The organism is Selenihalanaerobacter shriftii, from assembly GCF_900167185.1.
Lineage (GTDB): Bacteria > Bacillota > Halanaerobiia > Halobacteroidales > Acetohalobiaceae > Selenihalanaerobacter > Selenihalanaerobacter shriftii.
On record NZ_FUWM01000005.1, the window covers coordinates 92,092 to 111,343 of the forward strand.

General features: G+C 31.8%; 19 protein-coding genes and 1 pseudogene. All 20 read left to right on the top strand.

Annotated features, from left to right (window positions below; genetic code table 11):
- Positions 1-2: 2 nt before the first annotated feature.
- The 20 genes and pseudogenes from cbiG to B5D41_RS14345 all read left to right on the top strand — a co-directional run bounded on the left by cbiG (position 3) and on the right by B5D41_RS14345 (position 19,252).
- Positions 3-1,067: a cobalt-precorrin 5A hydrolase gene (gene cbiG, locus B5D41_RS02870; protein ID WP_078809099.1), complete on the top strand. Its 1,065-nt coding sequence runs from the start codon at positions 3-5 to the stop codon at positions 1,065-1,067.
- A complete protein-coding gene (cobJ, locus tag B5D41_RS02875) occupies positions 962-1,783 on the top strand; it encodes a precorrin-3B C(17)-methyltransferase (protein ID WP_078809100.1) in 822 nt (273 codons plus the stop codon). Before cbiG ends, cobJ begins: the two co-directional genes overlap by 106 nt.
- Positions 1,780-2,562: a precorrin-6A reductase gene (gene cobK, locus B5D41_RS02880; protein WP_078809101.1), complete on the top strand. Its 783-nt coding sequence runs from the start codon at positions 1,780-1,782 to the stop codon at positions 2,560-2,562. Before cobJ ends, cobK begins: the two co-directional genes overlap by 4 nt.
- The gene (gene cobU, locus B5D41_RS02885) at positions 2,562-3,188 is read left to right on the top strand and encodes a bifunctional adenosylcobinamide kinase/adenosylcobinamide-phosphate guanylyltransferase (protein ID WP_078809102.1); all 627 of its coding nucleotides are present in this window, start codon (positions 2,562-2,564) and stop codon (positions 3,186-3,188) included. The genes cobK and cobU overlap by 1 nt, the downstream gene beginning before the upstream one ends.
- Complete coding sequence (locus tag B5D41_RS02890; RefSeq protein ID WP_078809103.1) at positions 3,178-4,695, top strand: cobyric acid synthase; 1,518 nt, start codon at positions 3,178-3,180, stop codon at positions 4,693-4,695. Before cobU ends, B5D41_RS02890 begins: the two co-directional genes overlap by 11 nt.
- Before the next feature lie 51 nt (positions 4,696-4,746).
- Positions 4,747-6,318: a cobyric acid synthase gene (locus B5D41_RS02895; RefSeq protein WP_200806407.1), complete on the top strand. Its 1,572-nt coding sequence runs from the start codon at positions 4,747-4,749 to the stop codon at positions 6,316-6,318.
- Entirely contained in the window at positions 6,294-7,256 is a 963-nt protein-coding gene (cbiB, locus tag B5D41_RS02900; protein ID WP_078809105.1) for an adenosylcobinamide-phosphate synthase CbiB, read from the top strand. The genes B5D41_RS02895 and cbiB overlap by 25 nt, the downstream gene beginning before the upstream one ends.
- An 89-nt stretch (positions 7,257-7,345) precedes the next feature.
- Positions 7,346-8,746: a cobyrinic acid a,c-diamide synthase CobB gene (locus B5D41_RS02905; protein WP_078809106.1), complete on the top strand. Its 1,401-nt coding sequence runs from the start codon at positions 7,346-7,348 to the stop codon at positions 8,744-8,746.
- Positions 8,733-9,335: a cob(I)yrinic acid a,c-diamide adenosyltransferase gene (locus B5D41_RS02910; protein WP_234983876.1), complete on the top strand. Its 603-nt coding sequence runs from the start codon at positions 8,733-8,735 to the stop codon at positions 9,333-9,335. Before B5D41_RS02905 ends, B5D41_RS02910 begins: the two co-directional genes overlap by 14 nt.
- Positions 9,336-9,360: 25 nt before the next feature.
- Entirely contained in the window at positions 9,361-10,116 is a 756-nt protein-coding gene (gene cobS / locus B5D41_RS02915) for an adenosylcobinamide-GDP ribazoletransferase (RefSeq protein ID WP_078809107.1), read from the top strand.
- A gap of 86 nt (positions 10,117-10,202) precedes the next feature.
- Entirely contained in the window at positions 10,203-11,111 is a 909-nt protein-coding gene (locus B5D41_RS02920) for a GHMP family kinase ATP-binding protein (RefSeq protein WP_159442873.1), read from the top strand.
- On the top strand, positions 11,071-12,210 hold the full coding sequence (gene cobD / locus B5D41_RS02925; RefSeq protein WP_234983877.1) for a threonine-phosphate decarboxylase CobD: 1,140 nt from the start codon (positions 11,071-11,073) through the stop codon (positions 12,208-12,210). The genes B5D41_RS02920 and cobD overlap by 41 nt, the downstream gene beginning before the upstream one ends.
- Position 12,211: 1 nt before the next feature.
- Complete coding sequence (gene cobC / locus B5D41_RS02930; protein ID WP_078809109.1) at positions 12,212-12,820, top strand: alpha-ribazole phosphatase; 609 nt, start codon at positions 12,212-12,214, stop codon at positions 12,818-12,820.
- A gap of 109 nt (positions 12,821-12,929) precedes the next feature.
- Positions 12,930-13,364 (top strand): MarR family winged helix-turn-helix transcriptional regulator, encoded by a 435-nt coding sequence (locus B5D41_RS02935; protein ID WP_078809110.1) that lies wholly within the window; start codon positions 12,930-12,932, stop codon positions 13,362-13,364.
- 10 nt (positions 13,365-13,374) lie between these two features.
- Positions 13,375-14,793, top strand: a complete 1,419-nt coding sequence (locus B5D41_RS02940; RefSeq protein WP_234983878.1) for an MATE family efflux transporter — start codon at positions 13,375-13,377, stop codon at positions 14,791-14,793.
- Between the two features lie 150 nt (positions 14,794-14,943).
- The gene (locus B5D41_RS02945) at positions 14,944-15,480 is read left to right on the top strand and encodes a nitroreductase family protein (RefSeq protein ID WP_159442874.1); all 537 of its coding nucleotides are present in this window, start codon (positions 14,944-14,946) and stop codon (positions 15,478-15,480) included.
- Positions 15,481-15,805: 325 nt separating this feature from the next.
- On the top strand, positions 15,806-16,783 hold the full coding sequence (locus tag B5D41_RS02950) for a rhodanese-like domain-containing protein (protein ID WP_078809112.1): 978 nt from the start codon (positions 15,806-15,808) through the stop codon (positions 16,781-16,783).
- Between the two features lie 301 nt (positions 16,784-17,084).
- Positions 17,085-17,981 (top strand): nucleoside hydrolase, encoded by an 897-nt coding sequence (locus B5D41_RS02955; RefSeq protein WP_078809113.1) that lies wholly within the window; start codon positions 17,085-17,087, stop codon positions 17,979-17,981.
- Positions 17,981-18,877, top strand: a pseudogene (locus B5D41_RS14530) (PucR family transcriptional regulator); the annotation flags it as partial. The gene B5D41_RS02955 and the pseudogene B5D41_RS14530, both read left to right, overlap by 1 nt.
- Before the next feature lie 162 nt (positions 18,878-19,039).
- Entirely contained in the window at positions 19,040-19,252 is a 213-nt protein-coding gene (locus tag B5D41_RS14345) for a helix-turn-helix domain-containing protein (protein ID WP_268794128.1), read from the top strand.

The following is a 19,252-nucleotide window of genomic DNA, read 5'->3' on the forward strand; positions in this document are numbered from 1 at the left end:
TAATGAAATTAGCAATAATGGCTGTAACTAAAGGTGGATTAGCTACAGCTAAAGAGATAGCAGATAGTTATAGCGATGAAGTTGATATTTTTATTTCTGATAAGTTAGGTAAGCAGATAGATGATTTAGAAGGAATCAATCAGTATTCAGGTAGACTAAAGGGATTAGTTGAAGATATCTTTGATCAGTATGATGGTCTAATATTCGTTATGGCTTTAGGGATTGTAGTTAGGGTAATAGCTGGTATTTTAGATGATAAAAGAAGTGATCCAGCTGTCATTACAATTGATGAGACTAAAGAATTCGTAATTAGTACTTTATCAGGCCATTTAGGTGGCGCTAATGAATTAGCAGTAAGTATAGCCAATTTAATCAATGCTAAACCAGTAGTTACTACGGCGACTGATTGTCAAAATAAATTAGCAATTGATATGGTAGCTAAAAAACTAAACTGTGAAATAGAACCTTTTTCGAATTTAACGAGGATTAATGCAGCCATAGTTAATGATAAAGAAGTGAATATCTTTACAGATTATGAATTAGATTTAGAATTGACTGATAATATGAAACTATACCCTTTAACTAAATTAGGAGAGGTTTCTAAGGTAGCAACAGTAATTATTTCAAATCAACAATTAAATCTACCTGCTGAAATTAAAAAAACGTCATATTTATGGTTAAAGCCAAGGAATTTAGTAGTTGGAATTGGATGTCGCCGAGGTATTTCTAAAGATAAAATTGAAAAGGCAGTGAGAACAGCTTTAACAAAGATTGATAAGAACTTGAGGCAAGTGAGATTTTTAGCAACTATTGATCTTAAAGCTAATGAAGAAGGTTTGTTGGAATATGCTAAGGAGAATGAATTTAATCTAAATATTATTTCTCGAGAAGAAATTAAAGCAACTGACTTAGAATTTACAACTTCGGAGTTTGTTAAAAAAATAATAGGAGTTGGTGGAGTATGCGAACCAGTAGCATTATTGAGTGGAAAGAGGATGGAATTACTCTTAAAGAAGCAGAAATTACAAGGAGTGACAGTAGCAATTGCCGAGGAGAGATTTATGTAGTAGGGTTAGGACCAGGTGATTTAGAGTATTTAAGTATTAAGGCTTTTAAAGTAATTAAAGAGGTAGATGTGGTAGTTGGTTACAATACTTATATTGACTTATTAGAAGATTTAATTGATGAAGAGCAAGAAGTAATTTCTACAGGGATGACTAAGGAGGTAGATCGAACTCAATTAGCAGTGGAAGCAGCCCAGGATGGCAAAAGGGTAGCTATGATTAGTAGCGGTGATGCAGGGGTTTATGGTATGGCCGGTTTAGTATTAGAGATGGTAGCAGAGAACGAGTTAGATTTATCTGTTGAAATTATCCCAGGGATAACTGCCGCTAATGCAGCAGCTTCTACTTTAGGAGCACCGTTAATGCATGATTATGCGGTGATTAGTTTAAGTGATCTTTTAACACCTTGGGAAGTAATTATTGATAGATTAGAAAAAGCTGCAGCAGGTGATTTTGTAATAGCTCTTTATAATCCTAAAAGTAAGCAAAGAACAGAACAGATTAAAGAAGCACGAAATATATTTTTAAAACATAAAGCTCCAGATACCCCAGTAGGAATTGTTCGTAGTGCTAAGCGAGGAACTGAGGAAATGATGATTACAGATTTAGAAAACATGTTAAACCATGAGATTAATATGGTGACTACTGTGATTATTGGTAATTCCGAGACATTTACTTTTGCTGACTTAATGATTACACCAAGGGGTTATGAATTATGATTTATGTCTTGTGTGGAACTAAAGATAGCCGCAGAATAATTAAAGAATTATTAGAAGCTGATTATGAAGTGATAACTTCAGTCGTTACTAAATATGGTGAGCGTTTATTAAGGCAATTAGGTGATATAGAGATAATTACAGGAAGATTAGATAAAGAGGAAATGGAAGAGATTATTAATAAATATGGGATTACAACAGTAATTGATGCTACCCACCCTTTTGCTGAAGAAGTTTCTCAAAATGCCATTGAAGCTACTAATAATTTAGATGTTCAATATGTTAGGTTTGAAAGAGAAGGTGTGATTCTGCCTGACAATGAATTAATTATTAAAAAACTAGATTTTCAGTCAGCTATTAAGCATATAAATAAGAGATCCGGTAAAGTATTATTAACTATTGGTAGTAAAGAATTACCCGACTTTGTCGAAGGAATTTCTGACTTTGATCAGCGAGTTATAGTTAGAATTTTGCCTACATCTCAAGTGCTTAAAAAGTGTCAAAAAGATTTAAATATTCCGATAAAAAATATCATAGCTATGCAAGGTCCTTTTAGTCGACGTTTAAATAAACAAATATTAATAGATTATGATATTGATTTATTAGTAACTAAAGCCAGTGGTAAAACAGGAGGATTAGAAGCTAAATTGATTGCAGCTCAAGATCTTGATATTCCTACTTTAGTAATCGAGCGACCAAAGTTAGATTATATTCAAGTAGTTTCAAGTCTAGAAGAATTAACAGTATATTTAGCTAAGTTAGATAAAGGAGTGGCAGGTTAATGGAGACAGGAGGTCAAAAAGTAGTCTTAATTTTAGGAGGAGCCCGTAGTGGCAAAAGTTCATTTGCCGAGAAGGTAGCTGGAACTTTAGGAGGAAAAGATGTAACTTATATAGCCACAGCTGAAGCAAATGATAAAGAGATGGAAGAGAGAATTAAAAAACATCAAGAGGATAGACCAAGTGAGTGGCGGACAGTAGAGGAACCTAAAGATGTGGCAGAGAGAATAGCAGAATTGTCACAAGAAGCAGAAGTGATACTATTGGATTGCTTAACAGTTTTAGTTTCGAATATTCTTTTACAGGGAGAAGAATTTGGAACTGAGGATTATCAATTTACTGATGGAGAGAAGAAATCTAGAAAAACATTAGCTAAGATTGAAAAAATAGCTTCAAAATTACAGGAAGCTGAGGTTAACATAATTATTGTTTCTAATGAATTAGGTCAAGGTGTAGTTCCAGCATATCCTTTAAGTAGAGTCTATCGTGACACAGTAGGTAGGGCCAATCAAATTATAGCAGAAGTGGCTGATGAGGTGTATATTACTTATGCTGGTCTTCCGGTTGAGATTAAAGAGTTAGGTCAAAAGACTATAGCAAGGTTTGGAGGAGATAAGGATGACTGCTAAAACTATCATGTTACAAGGAACAGCCTCCAATGTAGGTAAAAGTATTTTAGCTACTGCTCTTTGTAGAATTTTTGCTGAAGATAGTTATAAAGTTGCTCCTTTTAAAGGATGGAATATGGCATTAAATTCTTATGTGACCCAGGATGGTGGAGAGATTGGCACGGCACAGGCAATTCAGGCTCAAGCTGCTCAAGTAGAAGCTACTGTTGATATGCAGCCATTCTTATTGAAGCCTAAAGGTGATGGAAAGTCTCAAGTAATTAAACATGGCAGACCTTTAGCAGATTTGGGTTTAAAAGAACAAGATGAAGATTATCGTGCTGATGCATTAAAAACGATTAAAAATTCTTTAAACAGATTATGTCAACAATTTGAGATAGTGGTTTTAGAAGGTGCTGGTAGCCCAGCAGAGATCAATATTAAAAAACAGGATTTAGCTAATATGAATGTTGCAAAAATAAGAAAGTCTCCAGTTTTATTAGTAGCAGATGTAGATAGAGGAGGAGCTTTGGCATCAGTAGTAGGAACTATCGAATTATTACCACCAAAAGAGAAGAAATTAGTAGCTGGTATTATCCTTAATAAGTTTCGAGGTGATATTGAATTATTAAAACCAGGAATTGATATTATAGAAGAGGAGACAGGCATACCAGTTTTAGGAGTTATTCCTTATTTTAAAGATTTCAGAATTCCTGCAGAAGATTCTGTAGCATTAACTCAACTAACAGATCAAGAAGCTGAAATAGAGATAGCGGTAATTCGGTTGCCTCACATCTCTAACTTTACTGATTTAGAACCTTTTGAACAAGAGCCAAATACTGAAGTGAGATATATTAATCAAACTGATTATTTAGGAGAGCCTGATTTAATTATTATTCCAGGGACTAAAAACACAATAGATGATTTAGTTTATTTAAAAGAAAGTGGATTAGCTGAACAAATCTGTACTGCTGCTAAGAATAATATTCCAATAATTGGCGTTTGTGGTGGTTATCAAATGCTAGGACAAAAGATTTATGACCCAGAAGGCACAGAGTCTAATTGGGAAGAGATAAAAGGATTAGGTTTATTACCTATTGAGACTAATTTTAGTTCTAATAAATTAACATTTCAAGCTGAAGCTATTATAGAGGGTGGAGGAGAATTTTTAACTGACTTAAAAGAGAGTAAAGTAGAAGGATATGAAATTCATATGGGGACTAGTCAACTTTTGAATGATAATCTTCCAGCCTTTCGAATTAAAAAGAGAGGCAATGATTCCGTCAATATTGCTGATGGAGCAGTTAGTGAAGATGGTTTGATTTTAGGAACTTATTTACATGGGATTTTTGACAATGATACTTTTAGAAGGAATTTGATTAATACTTTACGACAAAAGAGAGGTTTAGAACCTTTAGATGAAGAGGTAAAATCACTAAAAGAAGAATTAGAGAGTAGTTATAATAAGTTAGCAGATATAGTACGAGAGAATATTGATTTAGAAAAGCTTTATGAGATTATAAAATAAATTATTAAATTTTATAAAATTGTAGATTAACATATTAATGAGGTGACAGGAATGATGGCTAATAAAATTATGTTTCAGGGAACCGGTTCAGACGTAGGAAAGAGTGTATTGACTGCTGCTTTTTGTAGAATCTTTGCTCAAGATGGTCATAAAGTAGCTCCTTTTAAATCACAGAATATGGCATTAAATTCTTATGTAACTAAAAAAGGAGGAGAGATAGGTAGAGCACAAGCTGTCCAAGCTGAAGCGTCTCAAATGGAAGCAACTGTAGATATGAATCCTATTTTACTTAAACCTAAAGAGGATACGGTATCTCAAGTTATTATTCATGGACGACCAAAAAAGAATATGAGTGCTCAAGAATATTTTAATCATTATAGTGAAAGCTTGGTATATATTAAAGAGTCCTTAGATAGATTGAATAATGATTATGATATAATTACTTTAGAAGGAGCTGGTAGTCCAGCAGAGGTTAATTTAAGAGATTATGATTTGGTTAATATGAAAGCAGCAGAATTAGCTGATGCACCCGTAATTTTAGTAGCGGATATTGATAAAGGAGGAGTCTTTGCTTCAATTGTTGGTACTTTTAAATTATTAAATGAAGATGAAGTAAATAGAATTAAAGGAATTATTATTAACAAATTTAGAGGAGATATTAATAGATTAGAATCGGGTTTAGAATTTATTGAAGATTATACCGGAGTACCGGTTTTAGGTGTTGTTCCATATTTTGATGATTTTAAAATTCCAGAAGAAGATTCTATTCCTTCCCAAAGATTGAATAATAGAACAGAAGGCGAAATAGAGATTGCTATAGTCTATCTACCTCATATCTCTAACTTTACAGATTTTACCCCTTTAGAAGATGAGCCTCAAACTACGGTGCGGTATGTACGAGCAGGAGAATCATTAGGTAATCCAGATGCTATTATTATTCCTGGCAGTAAGAATACTATTGAGGATTTGGAATATTTGAGGAAGGCAGGATATGCAGAAAAGATAAAAAGATTAGCTAAGCGGGGAACTCAGGTTATTGGGATTTGTGGAGGCTATCAGATGTTAGGTAAGCGATTAGCTGATCCACATAAGATGGAGACAATTGGGAAAGTAGTGCAAGGGCTGGATCTGCTAAATATTAATACTATCTTTAACCCCACTAAAGTAACTACTCAAGTGACTGGCAATATTATTAATCAACGGGGCTTTTTAGGTAATTTAGCTACTGAAAAGGTAAGTGGTTATGAGATTCATATGGGAGATACTGAGCTGGGAGAACAAGTAGAACCTTTAATTGAAATTAAAAATCAAATGAATCAAGAAGTTTCTAGGTTAGATGGTGCAGTTAGTTCAGATGGCCAAATATTTGGCACTTACCTACACGGAATATTTGATAATGATGATTTTCGTAATTCATTTATTAATCATTTACGAAAAAAGAAGGGATTATCAGAGATTGATTTTAGTCAACAGCTTTCTACTTCGCAAAAAAGGGAAGATGCCTATGAAAAGTTAGCAGAAGTTGTAAGAAATAATGTAGATATAAAAATGGTTTATGAAATTATGAATTTAAATAATTGTAAAGAGGGATTAGACTCATGTTTAATCAATTTATTATTATAGTTATAATAGCATTAATATTAGATTTATTAATTGGTGATCCAGACTGGATTACTCATCCTGTAATAATTATTGGTAAATTTATTAACTGGGGTGAGAAACATTTAAGGGCAATAACTAATGGAGAACTTAGTGAAAGACTAGCGGGGATTCTTTTAGCATTAGTGACAATTACATTAACATGGTCAATAACTTATATTTTAATTAAGGTTGGAACTACAATTGATATCTGGTTAGGATTAATCTTTAAAATAGCAATTTTATATACGACTTTATCGATTAAAGGGTTAGCTAAAGCCGGGGGAGAAATATATAAATTATTAATTATATCAGATTTGCAGGAAGCTAGAGAGAAAGTAAATTGGATTGTAGGGCGAGATACTACAAAAATGGCAGAGGAAGAGATAGTTAGAGCTACAGTAGAAACATTGGCTGAGAATACAGTTGATGGTATATTATCTCCGCTTTTTTATGCATTCTTAGGAGGAGCACCTCTAGCAATGACCTATAAAGCTATTAATACTTTAGATTCTATGTTAGGATATAAGAGTAAAGATTATTTATATTTTGGTTGGGCTGCTGCGCGAATTGATGATTTAGCAAATTTAATTCCAGCTAGAGTTAGTGGAATATTATTCCCGATAGCTGCTTTTTTACTTAACAAAAAGGGAATAACATCATTTAAAATGGTGTTAAGAGATGCTCATAAACATCCAAGTCCCAATGGTGGTTATTCTGAAGCAGCCGTAGCTGGAGCATTAGGGATTAGACTAGGTGGTCTTAATTATTACCATGGTCAATCTAGCTTTAGAGAGTATTTAGGAGAGAAGACTAGAATTTTGGAGGCTAACGATATTAAAGATGTTATTAACTTAATGTATTTAACTACAGGTTTATTTGTGATTATTGGGATTACTGTACTTTTAAACTTGAAATTTTAAATTATGAAATACTAAATAGAAATATAAATCAGGAATTTAGTAGATATAATTCTATTAAAATATACTAATTTGGAAAGGAGTCGATTTAGTTGACTCAGCCTCGAATTTTAATCGCTGGGACTCAGAGTGGAGTAGGTAAGACGACTTTAACTATAGGATTAATGGCAGCTATGAAGAAAAAAGGATATAAAGTACAACCTTATAAAGTTGGTCCTGATTATATAGATCCTGGATTTCATACAATAGCTACCGGAAGAGTTTCTCGTAATTTAGATAGTTGGATGATTCCTGAAGAACGATTGATTGAAATCTTTTTACGGAATAGTCAAGGTGCTGATTTATCGATTATCGAAGGAGTAATGGGACTCTTTGATGGACATAGAAAGGAAGAAGGGAAAGGGAGTAGTGCCGATGTGGCTAAAATTCTTTCAACACCGGTTATTTTAGTGATTGATGCTAAAAAATTAGCTCAAAGTGGAGCTGCTTTAGCCTATGGCTATCAAAATTATAATTCGGATTTAAATTTGATTGGAGTAATTTTAAATCGAGTTGGTAGTGCTAGTCATTATCAGATGATTAAAGAACCTATTGAGGAATTAGGTATTTCGGTTTTAGGTTATATTCCTAATCAGCAGCAGTTAGAATTACCGGAAAGACATTTAGGGTTAGTCCCTACTGCAGAAACACCTTTATTAGATGATTATATAGATGAATTGGCTGAAGTAATTTTGAAATACTTAGACTTGAATCAACTTTATGAATTGGCTACTGAAACTAATGATTTAGAATTAGGTGAAGAAAATTTATTTATAGATCAGAAATCTAAGACAGATATTAAACTAGCAGTAGCTAGAGATGAAGCTTTTAACTTTTATTATGAAGATAATTTAGAATTATTGGAGTCTAGAGGAGTAAAAATAGAATACTTTAGTCCAGTTAATGATGAAAGATTACCAGAAAATATTGATGGTCTATATATCGGCGGAGGATTTCCAGAAAGCTTTTTAGAAGAATTGAGTAATAATCATTCTATGAGAGAAAATATTAAAAAGATGATTGAGCTTGGAATCCCTACCTATGCTGAATGTGGAGGGTTAATGTATTTAACTGAAAAAATAATTAATTTTGATGGTAAAGAATATGAAATGGTAAAAGTAATTCCAGGAGTTACAGCAATGCAGGATCGTTTACAAGCAATGGGATATGTAAAAGCCAATGTAGAGGTGGACAATATTTTATTATCTAAAGGACAGGATATAAGAGGTCATGAATTTCATCATTCTAAATTGTCTGATTTACCTAAAGATTATGAAGCAGCTTATACTTTAACTGGAGGTAAAGGAGCCGATGGTAGATTAGAAGGATATGTTGAAGATGATCTATTAGCTACTTATCTACATCTTCATTTTGCTAATAATCCGCGAGTAGTTGATAATTTTATTCAAAAATGTGAAGAATTTAGTGGAGGTGTTATTTATGATGAAGAATAAATTAGAAAAAGGATTAGTACAAGTATACACTGGTAAAGGTAAAGGCAAGACTACAGCATCATTAGGATTAGCTTTAAGGGCAGTAGGACATGGGTTTAAAGTAGAAATGATTCAATATATGAAAGGTAGTGCATATTCTGGAGAGTTATTTTCTACAGAACGACTTCCTAACCTAAATATTAAACAATTTGGACGAGGCTGTCCTTATGCAGCTTTAATTAGGCAGGGAATTCAAAAATGTACTGGTTGTGGAGAATGTTTCTTAAAAGGTAATGATGATGAGTCGCGTGAAGAATTTAAAGAATTTGTGAAGGTTGCTTATGATTATACAAAAGAGGTTTTAGCTGATTCTAAAACAGATATTGTGATATTAGATGAAATAAATAATGCTTTAAGATATGATTTGTTAACTATAAAAGATGTTCTGGATTTAATTTCCCTGAAGGATGAAAAGACTGAATTAATTATGACTGGGCGTGGATTCGATAAGAAAATTTTAGAAACTGCTGACCTAGTAACTGAAATGCAGGCGGTTAAGCATCCATATCAGGAACAAGGAATTACTAGTAGACGAGGGATTGAATATTAAAACTGGTCTAAGGAAGTGAAAAAGTATGTTAAAAGGAAAAGTAATTACTAGATTAATAATAGCTTTACAATTTTTAACTAGGATTCCGATTAATATTAAGGTTAAGTTTACTCCTAAAAACATGGCTAAATCCATGGTGTTTTACCCTATAATTGGTAGTGGAATTGGATTGGTTTTAATTGGCTTGAATTTGCTTTTCGGTTTATTTTGGTCTGATTTAGTAATAAAGGCTTTAATACTTATATCATTAATTATTATTACAGGTGGTTTACACTTAGATGGATATATGGACACGATAGATGGAATATTTAGTGGACGTCGTAAAGAAAGAATGTTAGAAATTATGCGTGATAGTCGAGTTGGTGCTCATGGTGTGACAGGAGCTTTTGTATTATTATTACTGAAATTTGTATTTTTGATGGAACTTACTGATCAGATTCAAATAGAAACTTTAATATTAATGCCTACTCTTAGTAGATGGGCTATGGTCTATGCTTCGGCTTTTTATCCTTATGCTAGAAAAGAAGAGGGTTTAGGTAAAGCACATGCTGAACTTGTAGGAAAGAGAGAGGTTATGTTTGCTTCTTTATGGACTGTAATTCTAGCAGGGCTTTTACTGGCGTTTAATGGGATATTGCTTTTTATTCTAATTTGGATTATTACAGTTATAATTATTAAAGTAATTACTAAACGAATTCAAGGATTAACCGGTGATTGTTATGGAGCTATTAACGAATTAGTCGAATTATTTACTTTATTAGTATTAACCTTAATATATTAGTAATCAGTGCCTGTGTCAGTGAAGTTGAAAAGAAACTATCAAGTTTAAAAGTAGTCAGTTATCAGTAGAGGGCTGGGGTGATAATGATGAAAGCTACGGTGAAAGCACCAGGTACTTGTGGAGAATTAGTGCAGGGAACCATAGATAATATTAATTTTCATGTAACCTGTCCAATTAATAAATATTCTTATGTTACAGTTGAATTGGCTTCACATATGCAAGAAACGATTTGTAAACAAGAGTTACCTAAAACTGTTCAAGCAGTGAATAAAACATTAGATTATTTTGGGATCGATAATTTGAAGGCTATTATTAATGTAAGGTCAGAGTTAATAACAGGAAAAGGAATGGCCAGTAGTACTGCTGATATTACAGCAGCTATTTTAGCTACTGTCGTTGCTTTAGGTGAAGAGATTAGTTCAGAGGAGCTAACTAAGTTAGCCTTAAGTGTGGAACCAACAGATGGGGTTTTTTATGATGGAATAGTTTTATTTGACCATGTATCTGGTAAATTATATAGATATTTAGGTCAGATATCAGGATTAAGTATTTTAATGGTGGATTTAGGTGGTAAAATTGATACTTTACAGTTCAATAGTAGAAATGACTTGAAAGAATTGAATAAGGATAATGAACCATTAACTAAACAAGCTTTAAAACTAATAGAAGAAGGTATTAATAAGCAAAATTTAGATTTAGTTGGTAAAGGTGTGACTTTAAGTAGTAAGGCTAACCAAAATATATTACCTAAAAAAAATTTTAATAAATTCTTAAGTTTAACTAATTTAGAAGGGGTGCTAGGTTTAAATGTAGCCCATAGTGGTACTTTACTTGGGATTTTATATGATGCTAAGCAAATAAGGGTAAATAAAATAGAGGATAAGGTTAAAAAAAGGATAGGACATTTTAATATGGAGCAATTGAAGTTGATTAATGGAGGGTTAACTATAATAGATGATAGCTCAGACTGGGAAAGGAAGTATAAATATGGTTAATAACTCAAAGATGCATGGTGGAAATATTAAAGCAGCGGCTAAGGAATATGATTTACAATTAGAAGAGATTATTGATTTTAGTGCTAATATTAATTTTTTAGGTCCACCATCTGTAGTTGAAGAAGAGATTAAAGCAAGTTTGGATCAAATAATTCATTATCCAGAACCAGAGGCTAAGACTTTATGTAATGAATTAGCTGATTATTTTGGAATCCAGTCTAGAAATGTAATAGTTGGGAATGGAGAAGTTGAACTTATTTATTTAATTAGTAAAGTGATTCAACCTAGTCATGCTTTAGTATTAGCACCTACATTTTCGGAGTATGAAGCAGCAGTAGAAAGTGTAGGAGGAAAAATAGAATTATTTAAGTTATCTAGGTATAATAATTTTAAGATAGATATGAAGAGTCTATTTAGTAAATTAGAAGAAAGTGATATTGATCTATTATTTTTATGTAACCCCAATAATCCTACTGGTGATTTAATTACTAAATCAGAATTACTAAAATTAGTAGAAGTTGCAAAAAATGAAGAAACTTTTGTGGTGCTTGATGAAGCTTTTCTTGATTTTTTAATGAATGAATCAGAATATACTTTAATTTCAGAAGCTGTTCAACAGGAGAACCTTTTAGTATTACGTTCTATGACTAAATTCTTTGCTGTTCCAGGCTTAAGAATAGGGTATGGAATTGGTAATGCAAATTTAATATCTAAGTTAGAATCAAGTAAAGATCCGTGGAATGTAAACTTATTTGCACAGCAGGTAGGAGTTAAGGTTTTAAAAGAAGATACTTATATTACAAAAACTAAAGGAACTATTAAACAGGAGAAAGAATTCTTATATCAGCAGTTAAATCAGTTGAAAGGGCTTAATCCTTATCGACCAACAGTTAATTATATTTTAATTGATATTTCAGATACTGAATATAATTCACAACAATTAAAAAGTTTGCTAGCTAGTAAAGGAATTTTAGTACGAGATTGTAGTACTTATCATTTATTAGGTAAAGATTTTATTAGAGTTGCAGTTAAAAATAGAGAAGATAATCAAAAGTTAATTAAAGAATTAAAGTTATTATTAGATTTAGGAGGGCAATAATATGGCTACAGAGATTATTTTAGTTCGACATGGAGAGACTCTTTGGAATAAAGAATCAAAATTTCAGGGCTCTACTGATACAGTTTTAAGTCCATTAGGAATAGAGCAAGCAGAGAAGTTAGCAGATAGATTTAAAGAAGAAGAATTAGATGTGGTTTATGCTAGTAATTTGCAAAGAGCAGTGAAAACAGCAAAAGCAGTAGCTAAGCATCATGAAATTGTAGTTAATGAAGAGCCTAAATTGCAAGAAGCTAGTTTTGGAGAGTGGGAAGGATTAACCTTTGACCAGATTAAAGAGAAAGATGGTAAAAAGTTAGATGCTTGGTTGAAAGATCCAATAACAGTGAGAACCCCAGATGGAGAAAAATTTGAGGATGTACAAGAGCGGGCAATGGAAGCCTTAGATGAAATTAGAGATAAACATCAAGGAGAGAAGGTTTTAGTTGCTGCTCATGGAGGAACGATTCGTGCTTTATTAGTTGAACTTTTAGGAATGCCGTTAAGTAATTTTTGGCGTATTCAACAGGATAATACAGCAGTGAATATTGTTAAATTCTATGATGATGATCCAATTGTAGCATTAGTTAATTGCACCCAACATTTGAGGTAATATATACTTAAATCTTTATTCATATATTGACATATAAAGGTTATTTATGTTATAATATTTAGGAATTCGAAATATTATAAAGTCTAAATAATTTAGGGGAGGTATTAAGTTGCAAAAAGAAGTGACAGAAGATTTTATAGAATTAGAGATGCTATTTAGAAATATTGCTAATAAGGTTAATAAAGCAACAAAAGATAATTTATATAAATTTAATTTAAATAAAAGCAGATTATTTGTTTTAATCGCTGTTTCTAAATCAAAGAATATTACTATGGGAAAATTAAAAGAAAAGATGCATTTAGCATGTAGTTCTATTACCAATTTAGTAGATAAGCTTGAAGCAGATGATTTGCTTAAAAGAGAACGAAGTGAAGAAGATAGAAGAGTAATTCAATTACATCTTACTAATAAAGGTAGAGAATTATTAAATTCTATCCTTAAATTTAGAACAGAATATCTCAGTCAAGCATTAAATGATTTAACAAGTCTTGAGTTTTCTCAATTACAGAAAGTATTACAAAAAATAGACAATGAATTAGAATGAGGTGCCTAGTTTGAATAATATCCAAAATAATAATCATATTATTGAAGGGGAAATTTTAAGTTCACTTTTAAAATTATCAATTCCCACGATTCTTGCTCAGTTGATGCAGACAGTTTATAATTTAGCTGATACATTATGGCTAGGTCGATTTGGAGCAAATGCAGTAGCTGCAATCTCCGTTGGATTTCCATTAGTTTTCTTATTAATCTCTTTTGCTGGAGGAATTACCTTAGCTGGAACAACTCTAGTTGCTCAATATAAAGGGGCTGGAGATCAGGAGATGGTGAATAAAACAGCTAGTCAATTGCTTTCATTTTTGCTTTTGATTTCATTTGGAATCATGGTTATAGGGCTTTTATTTAATAAAGATTTCTTAATATTAATGGGAACTCCTAATGATATTCTCAATGATGCAGTAGGATATTTAAATATTATTTTTATGGGATTGCCCTTAATATTTATGTCATTTATCTTTTCTTCTACTCTACGAGGAAGCGGTAATACAGTAACTCCAATGAAATTAATGATTATGTCAGTTATAATAAATATTATTTTAGATCCATTCTTGATTTTTGGCTGGTCGATCTTTCCTGAACTTGGAGTAAAAGGAGCAGCTATAGCTACTGTTTTTTCTAGATTAATTTCATCATCAGTGGCTCTTTACTATTTAGTTAAAGGAAATAAAGGGATTAAATTAAGAGTTAAATACATGATCCCAACTTTAGCATTTATAAAGAAGGTTACCTATTTAGGAATGCCTTCGGCTATCGAACAGTCTGCTCGTTCTATTGGTCAAATAGTTATGACTGGAATAGTAACTGGTTATGGTTCTTTAGCAGTAGCAGCTTTTGGAATTGGGAACCGGATTTTATCAGTAGCTATTTTACCGACTCGAGGTTTTAGTAGTGGAGCTACCACAATGGTAGGCCAAAATCTAGGTGCTAATCAAGAGGCAAGAGCAGATAAGAGTGGATTGATCAGTGTTGGAATAAATTCTGTAGGCATGATATTGTTAGGGATTGTAGTCTATTTCTTTTCAGGGGATATAATTCAGATTTTTAATGATAATTCAGAAGTGGTCTTAATTGGTAGTGAATATCTGAAATTCTTATCCTTTTCTTTTATATTTATAGGAACCATGTTTATTGTGAATGGAATCTTCAGAGGAGCTGGAAATACAGTGTTACCGATGGTATTTTCATTAGTTTCATTATTGGTATTAAGAGTGCCATTGGCTACAATATTAGCTAAATTCAAATTCGGATTATCTGGAGTTTGGTGGGCAATACTCATTTCAAATTTAGTTAGTGGATTAGTAGCTTTTATTTGGTTTTTAGTTGGTGATTGGAAGAAAGAAGTGATTGATAAGAAAGAAGTAGAGATAGAAGATAGCATTGATAATGATAAATTAAAAATTGATTTAGTTTAATAATTAAGTATTCAATATGTAAGTAAGAGGTAGGTCAAATTAAGTTTTGTTATTGACCTATTTTTACATAGATTTAAGTTAGAGATGGCATTATAATATAGACTATGTATGATATTTTTGATAATTAATTCTTCAAAGGAGGAGTTAGTAATGGATAAAAATATTTTAGATATAATTGGACAAAGAAAGAGCATTAGAAAATATGAAGATAAAAAGGTTGAGTCTAAAAAGATTGAGAAATTAATGGAATCTGCAACTTTAGCGCCTAGTGCTGGTAACCGTCAACCGTGGGAATTTATAGTAGTAGAAGATGAAAAAGTGATAGCAGAGTTAATTGATGAACCGATGTCTAAGTTTAATACATCTTGGATGTCAAAAGGAGTTCCATTAATGATTGCGGTTTGTGGTAACCCTGTAGAGTCTGCTAAAAAGTATGGAGATAGAGGCCGTAATCTATATGCTATTCAAGACACAGCAGCGGCTATTCAAAACATTATGTTGGCAGCTGCAGGTTTAGGTTTAGGAACCTGTTGGATAGGGGCTTTTGATGAGGTTGAGGTTAGTGAATTATTAGATGTTAAGTCTGATTATAGAATTTATGGTTTAATTACTGTAGGGTATCCTGCTAAAGAAGGAAGTAGGCCATCTAGAAAACCATTATCTGAAGTAGTAAGATATATTAAATAATAGATATTTTAAAGTAGGCAAGTTTACTTGCCTACTTTTTTACTTTATTGGATTATAAATTCTTTATGTACCAAAAATATGAATACATATTAATTAATAAAGATGAAAATACTATATTTTTGTGTCTGAACCACAAAAAATCGACAAAAAATCAGTTTGTGAAAATAATGACAAAGTTTCAATTAGATTATATAATGATATTGAAAGAAATAAAGAACCCGGGTTTTTTAATCCCTCTAAAGGGGAAGTATGAGTATTTTATTATTGAGTAGTTTGTGAAAAAATAATCAAACCATTACATCAAAATAAGGGGAGGACTTATTAAATGAAGAAAATTTCAATGATTTTATTATCACTGATGTTAGTTGGTACTCTAATTTTTGTAGCTGGATGTGGTAGTGATTCAGAATTAAAGAAAGAAGCAAAAGATTATACTCCGATTGAAGAGAGAGGTTATGCCAACCCAGATGCTTTAATTAGTGCTGAAGACTTACAAGATATCAAAGATAAAGATGATGTAGTAGTTGTTGACTTTAGACATATTGCTAAGTATAAGTTAGGACATGTTCCAGGAGCAGTTAATGTTTATCGTAGTGATGAAGAGAATCCGAATGCTGAGTATGGAGGAATGAGAGCTACTCCTAAGCAAATGGAGAAAATGCTACAAAGTAGAGGAATTAACAATGGAGACTTAATCGTTATCTATGATGACCGAGGAGACTATGATGCTTCAAGAATGTGGTGGATTCTAACTATGTATGGTTATGATAATGTTAAGTTATTAGATGGTGGAATTGTACGTTGGGAAGCATTAGGGTATGATACTCAGATTTCAACTCCAGATGTTGAAGAAGGTAACTTTAAGTTTGATAGAGATGAGATTAATGAAGATAAATGGCTAGCTACTGTAGAAGATGTTAAAAAAGCTATTGATGATAAGAACACAGTTATTTTAGACACTCGTTCTGAAGGAGAATATACTGGAGCAGAATTAAAGAAAGGTGCTGAAAGGAAAGGGAGAATTCCTACTGCTACTTGGATTGAGTGGAAGCACGCTATTAACGGTGGTAAATCAGAAGGAATCCGTACTTTCAAAACTGCTCAAGAGTTAAAGAAAGTATATGGATCTAAAGGAGTAACTGCTGATAAGCAAATCATCCCTTATTGTCAGTCTGCTGTAAGATCTGCTCATACTACTTTCGTTTTAACTCAATTATTAGGATATGAAGATGTAAGGAATTATGATGAATCTTGGATTGGCTGGAGTAGTAGAGAGGAATTACCTCTTGAAAAAGATGAGTAATTAAAATATTAAAAGAGTTAAGTTGAGGAGGGGATATTATATCTCCTCCTTATTTATTTAAGCGATATTAATTAGAATTATAATATTAATTCAACCACCTTCAATATTGAAGGTGGTTTTTATTTTAATATTTTTAAATATATGTGATAAATTAATATATGTAAGAGAAAGTGTAATTTAAATAGTAAAAAGCATTTATATTGTAGTAAAATTGCGAATATATTAAAATAAAGAGGGATTTTGTCTTATTTATAGAAAGAAACTATGTTGAATAAGAAGAATAATGCTAGGAGGTATAGATATGCAGAAGATTTTATTTGATTGTGATAATACTATGGGATTGCAGCAAAAGGATGTAGATGATGGTCTTGTTTTGATTTATTTATTAGGTTGTCTAGATATTGATTTATTAGGTGTAACTAGTGTTTTTGGTAATGGTAGTTTAAAAGATGCTAACCAAGTAACGAAACAAATGTACAAGGATTTAGAAGTGACTGATATTCCATTTAATTCTGGAGCAGCCGATTCATCTGATATTCAAACCGATGCTGCTAGTTTCTTAGTAAAGATTGCCAAAGAAAATCCTGGTAAAATAACATTATTAGCAACAGGTCCTTTAACTAATTTAAAGGCTGCTTATAAATTAGATTCTAAGTTTTTTAGTTATTTAAAAGAGATTGTAATTATGGGTGGAATTACAGACCCATTATATTTTGGAGATAAAGAGGTCGAAGAATTAAATTTTTCTTGCGACCCTAAAGCTACTGAATTAATTTTAAAAGCATCGGTACCGATTACAGTAGCTACTGGTAACCTTTGCTTACAAGCATTTTTTGATAATGCGGATTGGCAAAGATTACAGAGTGAAGAATTATCTAGCTATCAATATATATTTAAGAATATCAAGCATTGGTATGAATATAATCAAGAACTGATTGGAAGAGTAGGTTTTTATATGTGGGATCTTGTTTCCGCTTTATATGTGACTCATCCAGAACTTTATTCTTCTAAATATTATAATTTAAAATCTACAGAAGATGACTTGAATGAAGGAAAACTTATTTTAGAAGAAGCAGAGAATAGAGATGTGTCTATTCCTGGTTTAATTAATATACCAGCAGAGATAAAGGATATTAATAGATTTAAAGATGCAATCTTTGATGCTTGGCAGAAGGTGAAAGTAATGGAGGGCAATTAATGGATAAATTGGATGAATTAATATTATTACAGCGAAAGTACCAAAATGTTTTATTGAATGATGGTGGAATACGAACTTTATGTAATACTCTGATTGAACAGATTAATAATCCTGTCTTTATCCTAGATCGATATAGAAAAGGAGTATTATATGTAGATAGAGATTTATCTAAAGAATGGGATTTCTATACTTATTTAGAAGAGAAAGAGCTTAAAGAGCAAGAAGATAGTTTTACAAGACATGGGCTTCAATTTGAAAGAAGAGTTCATCATTGGCAGGATCAGAAAAATACAGAGGTTCAAGTGAAATTAAAACAAGAAGATGAGGTTCTTGGTTTTTTGATTATTTTAGAAAAGGATCCACTAAAAAAATCTGATTATTTAGCTATTATGCAGGGTGCCTATGCTTTAGCTTTAAAACTACATCAAAATGCTTTAATCCAAAATTTAGCTCAAAGATGTAGTAATGAATTAATTGATGACTTTTTAAATGGTAGATTTAAGGAAAAGGATGAACTAGTTGAAAGGGGAGAGTTAGCTGGTTGGGATCTTACAATACCGTATCAACTTTTTGTTTTACAGATTGATTTTCAAAGGAGAAATAAAAAGGATCAACAGAGTGGATCTTTTTACTTCTATGAAATGAAAGAACGAATTATGCATGATTTAAATAGAATTATTAATAATAGTATTTCTAGGGAATCTATTGTGTTTGCTTATGATGATGATATCATATTATTAGTTAATTATTCACATCAGACAGAAGAAATCAAGTAAGATATTAATAAAGTTTATCAAAAATTACAAGGCCAACTTCCTGCTATTAATATTTCAATTGGAGCTGGTAATTTTGCAGAGGATTCCACTTTAATTCCAGATAGTTATCAAGAGGCTCTTTATGCTTTAGACTTTTTAGCAGCTATTGAACAAAAGAATGCAATTTTATTTTATGAAGAACTAGGAATTTTACGATTATTATGGCAAGTTGATTATAAGCAGTTAGTTCAGTTTGCTGATGGATTTCTAGAAGAGCTCATTGATTATGATCAAGACAATAGTATTGAATGGGTAGAGACTTTAGGAAGCTTTTTAGAAGAAGGGGGAAGTATTCAAAAAGCTGCTGAGAGATTACACATTCATCCGAATACCATGAGTTACCGAATAAAACGTATTCAAGATATTCTAAATGTGAATCTACAAGATTTTGAAGTCAAATTGAATTTAGCCATAGCATATAAAATTTATAAATTTATTATGATCCAAGATGATTAA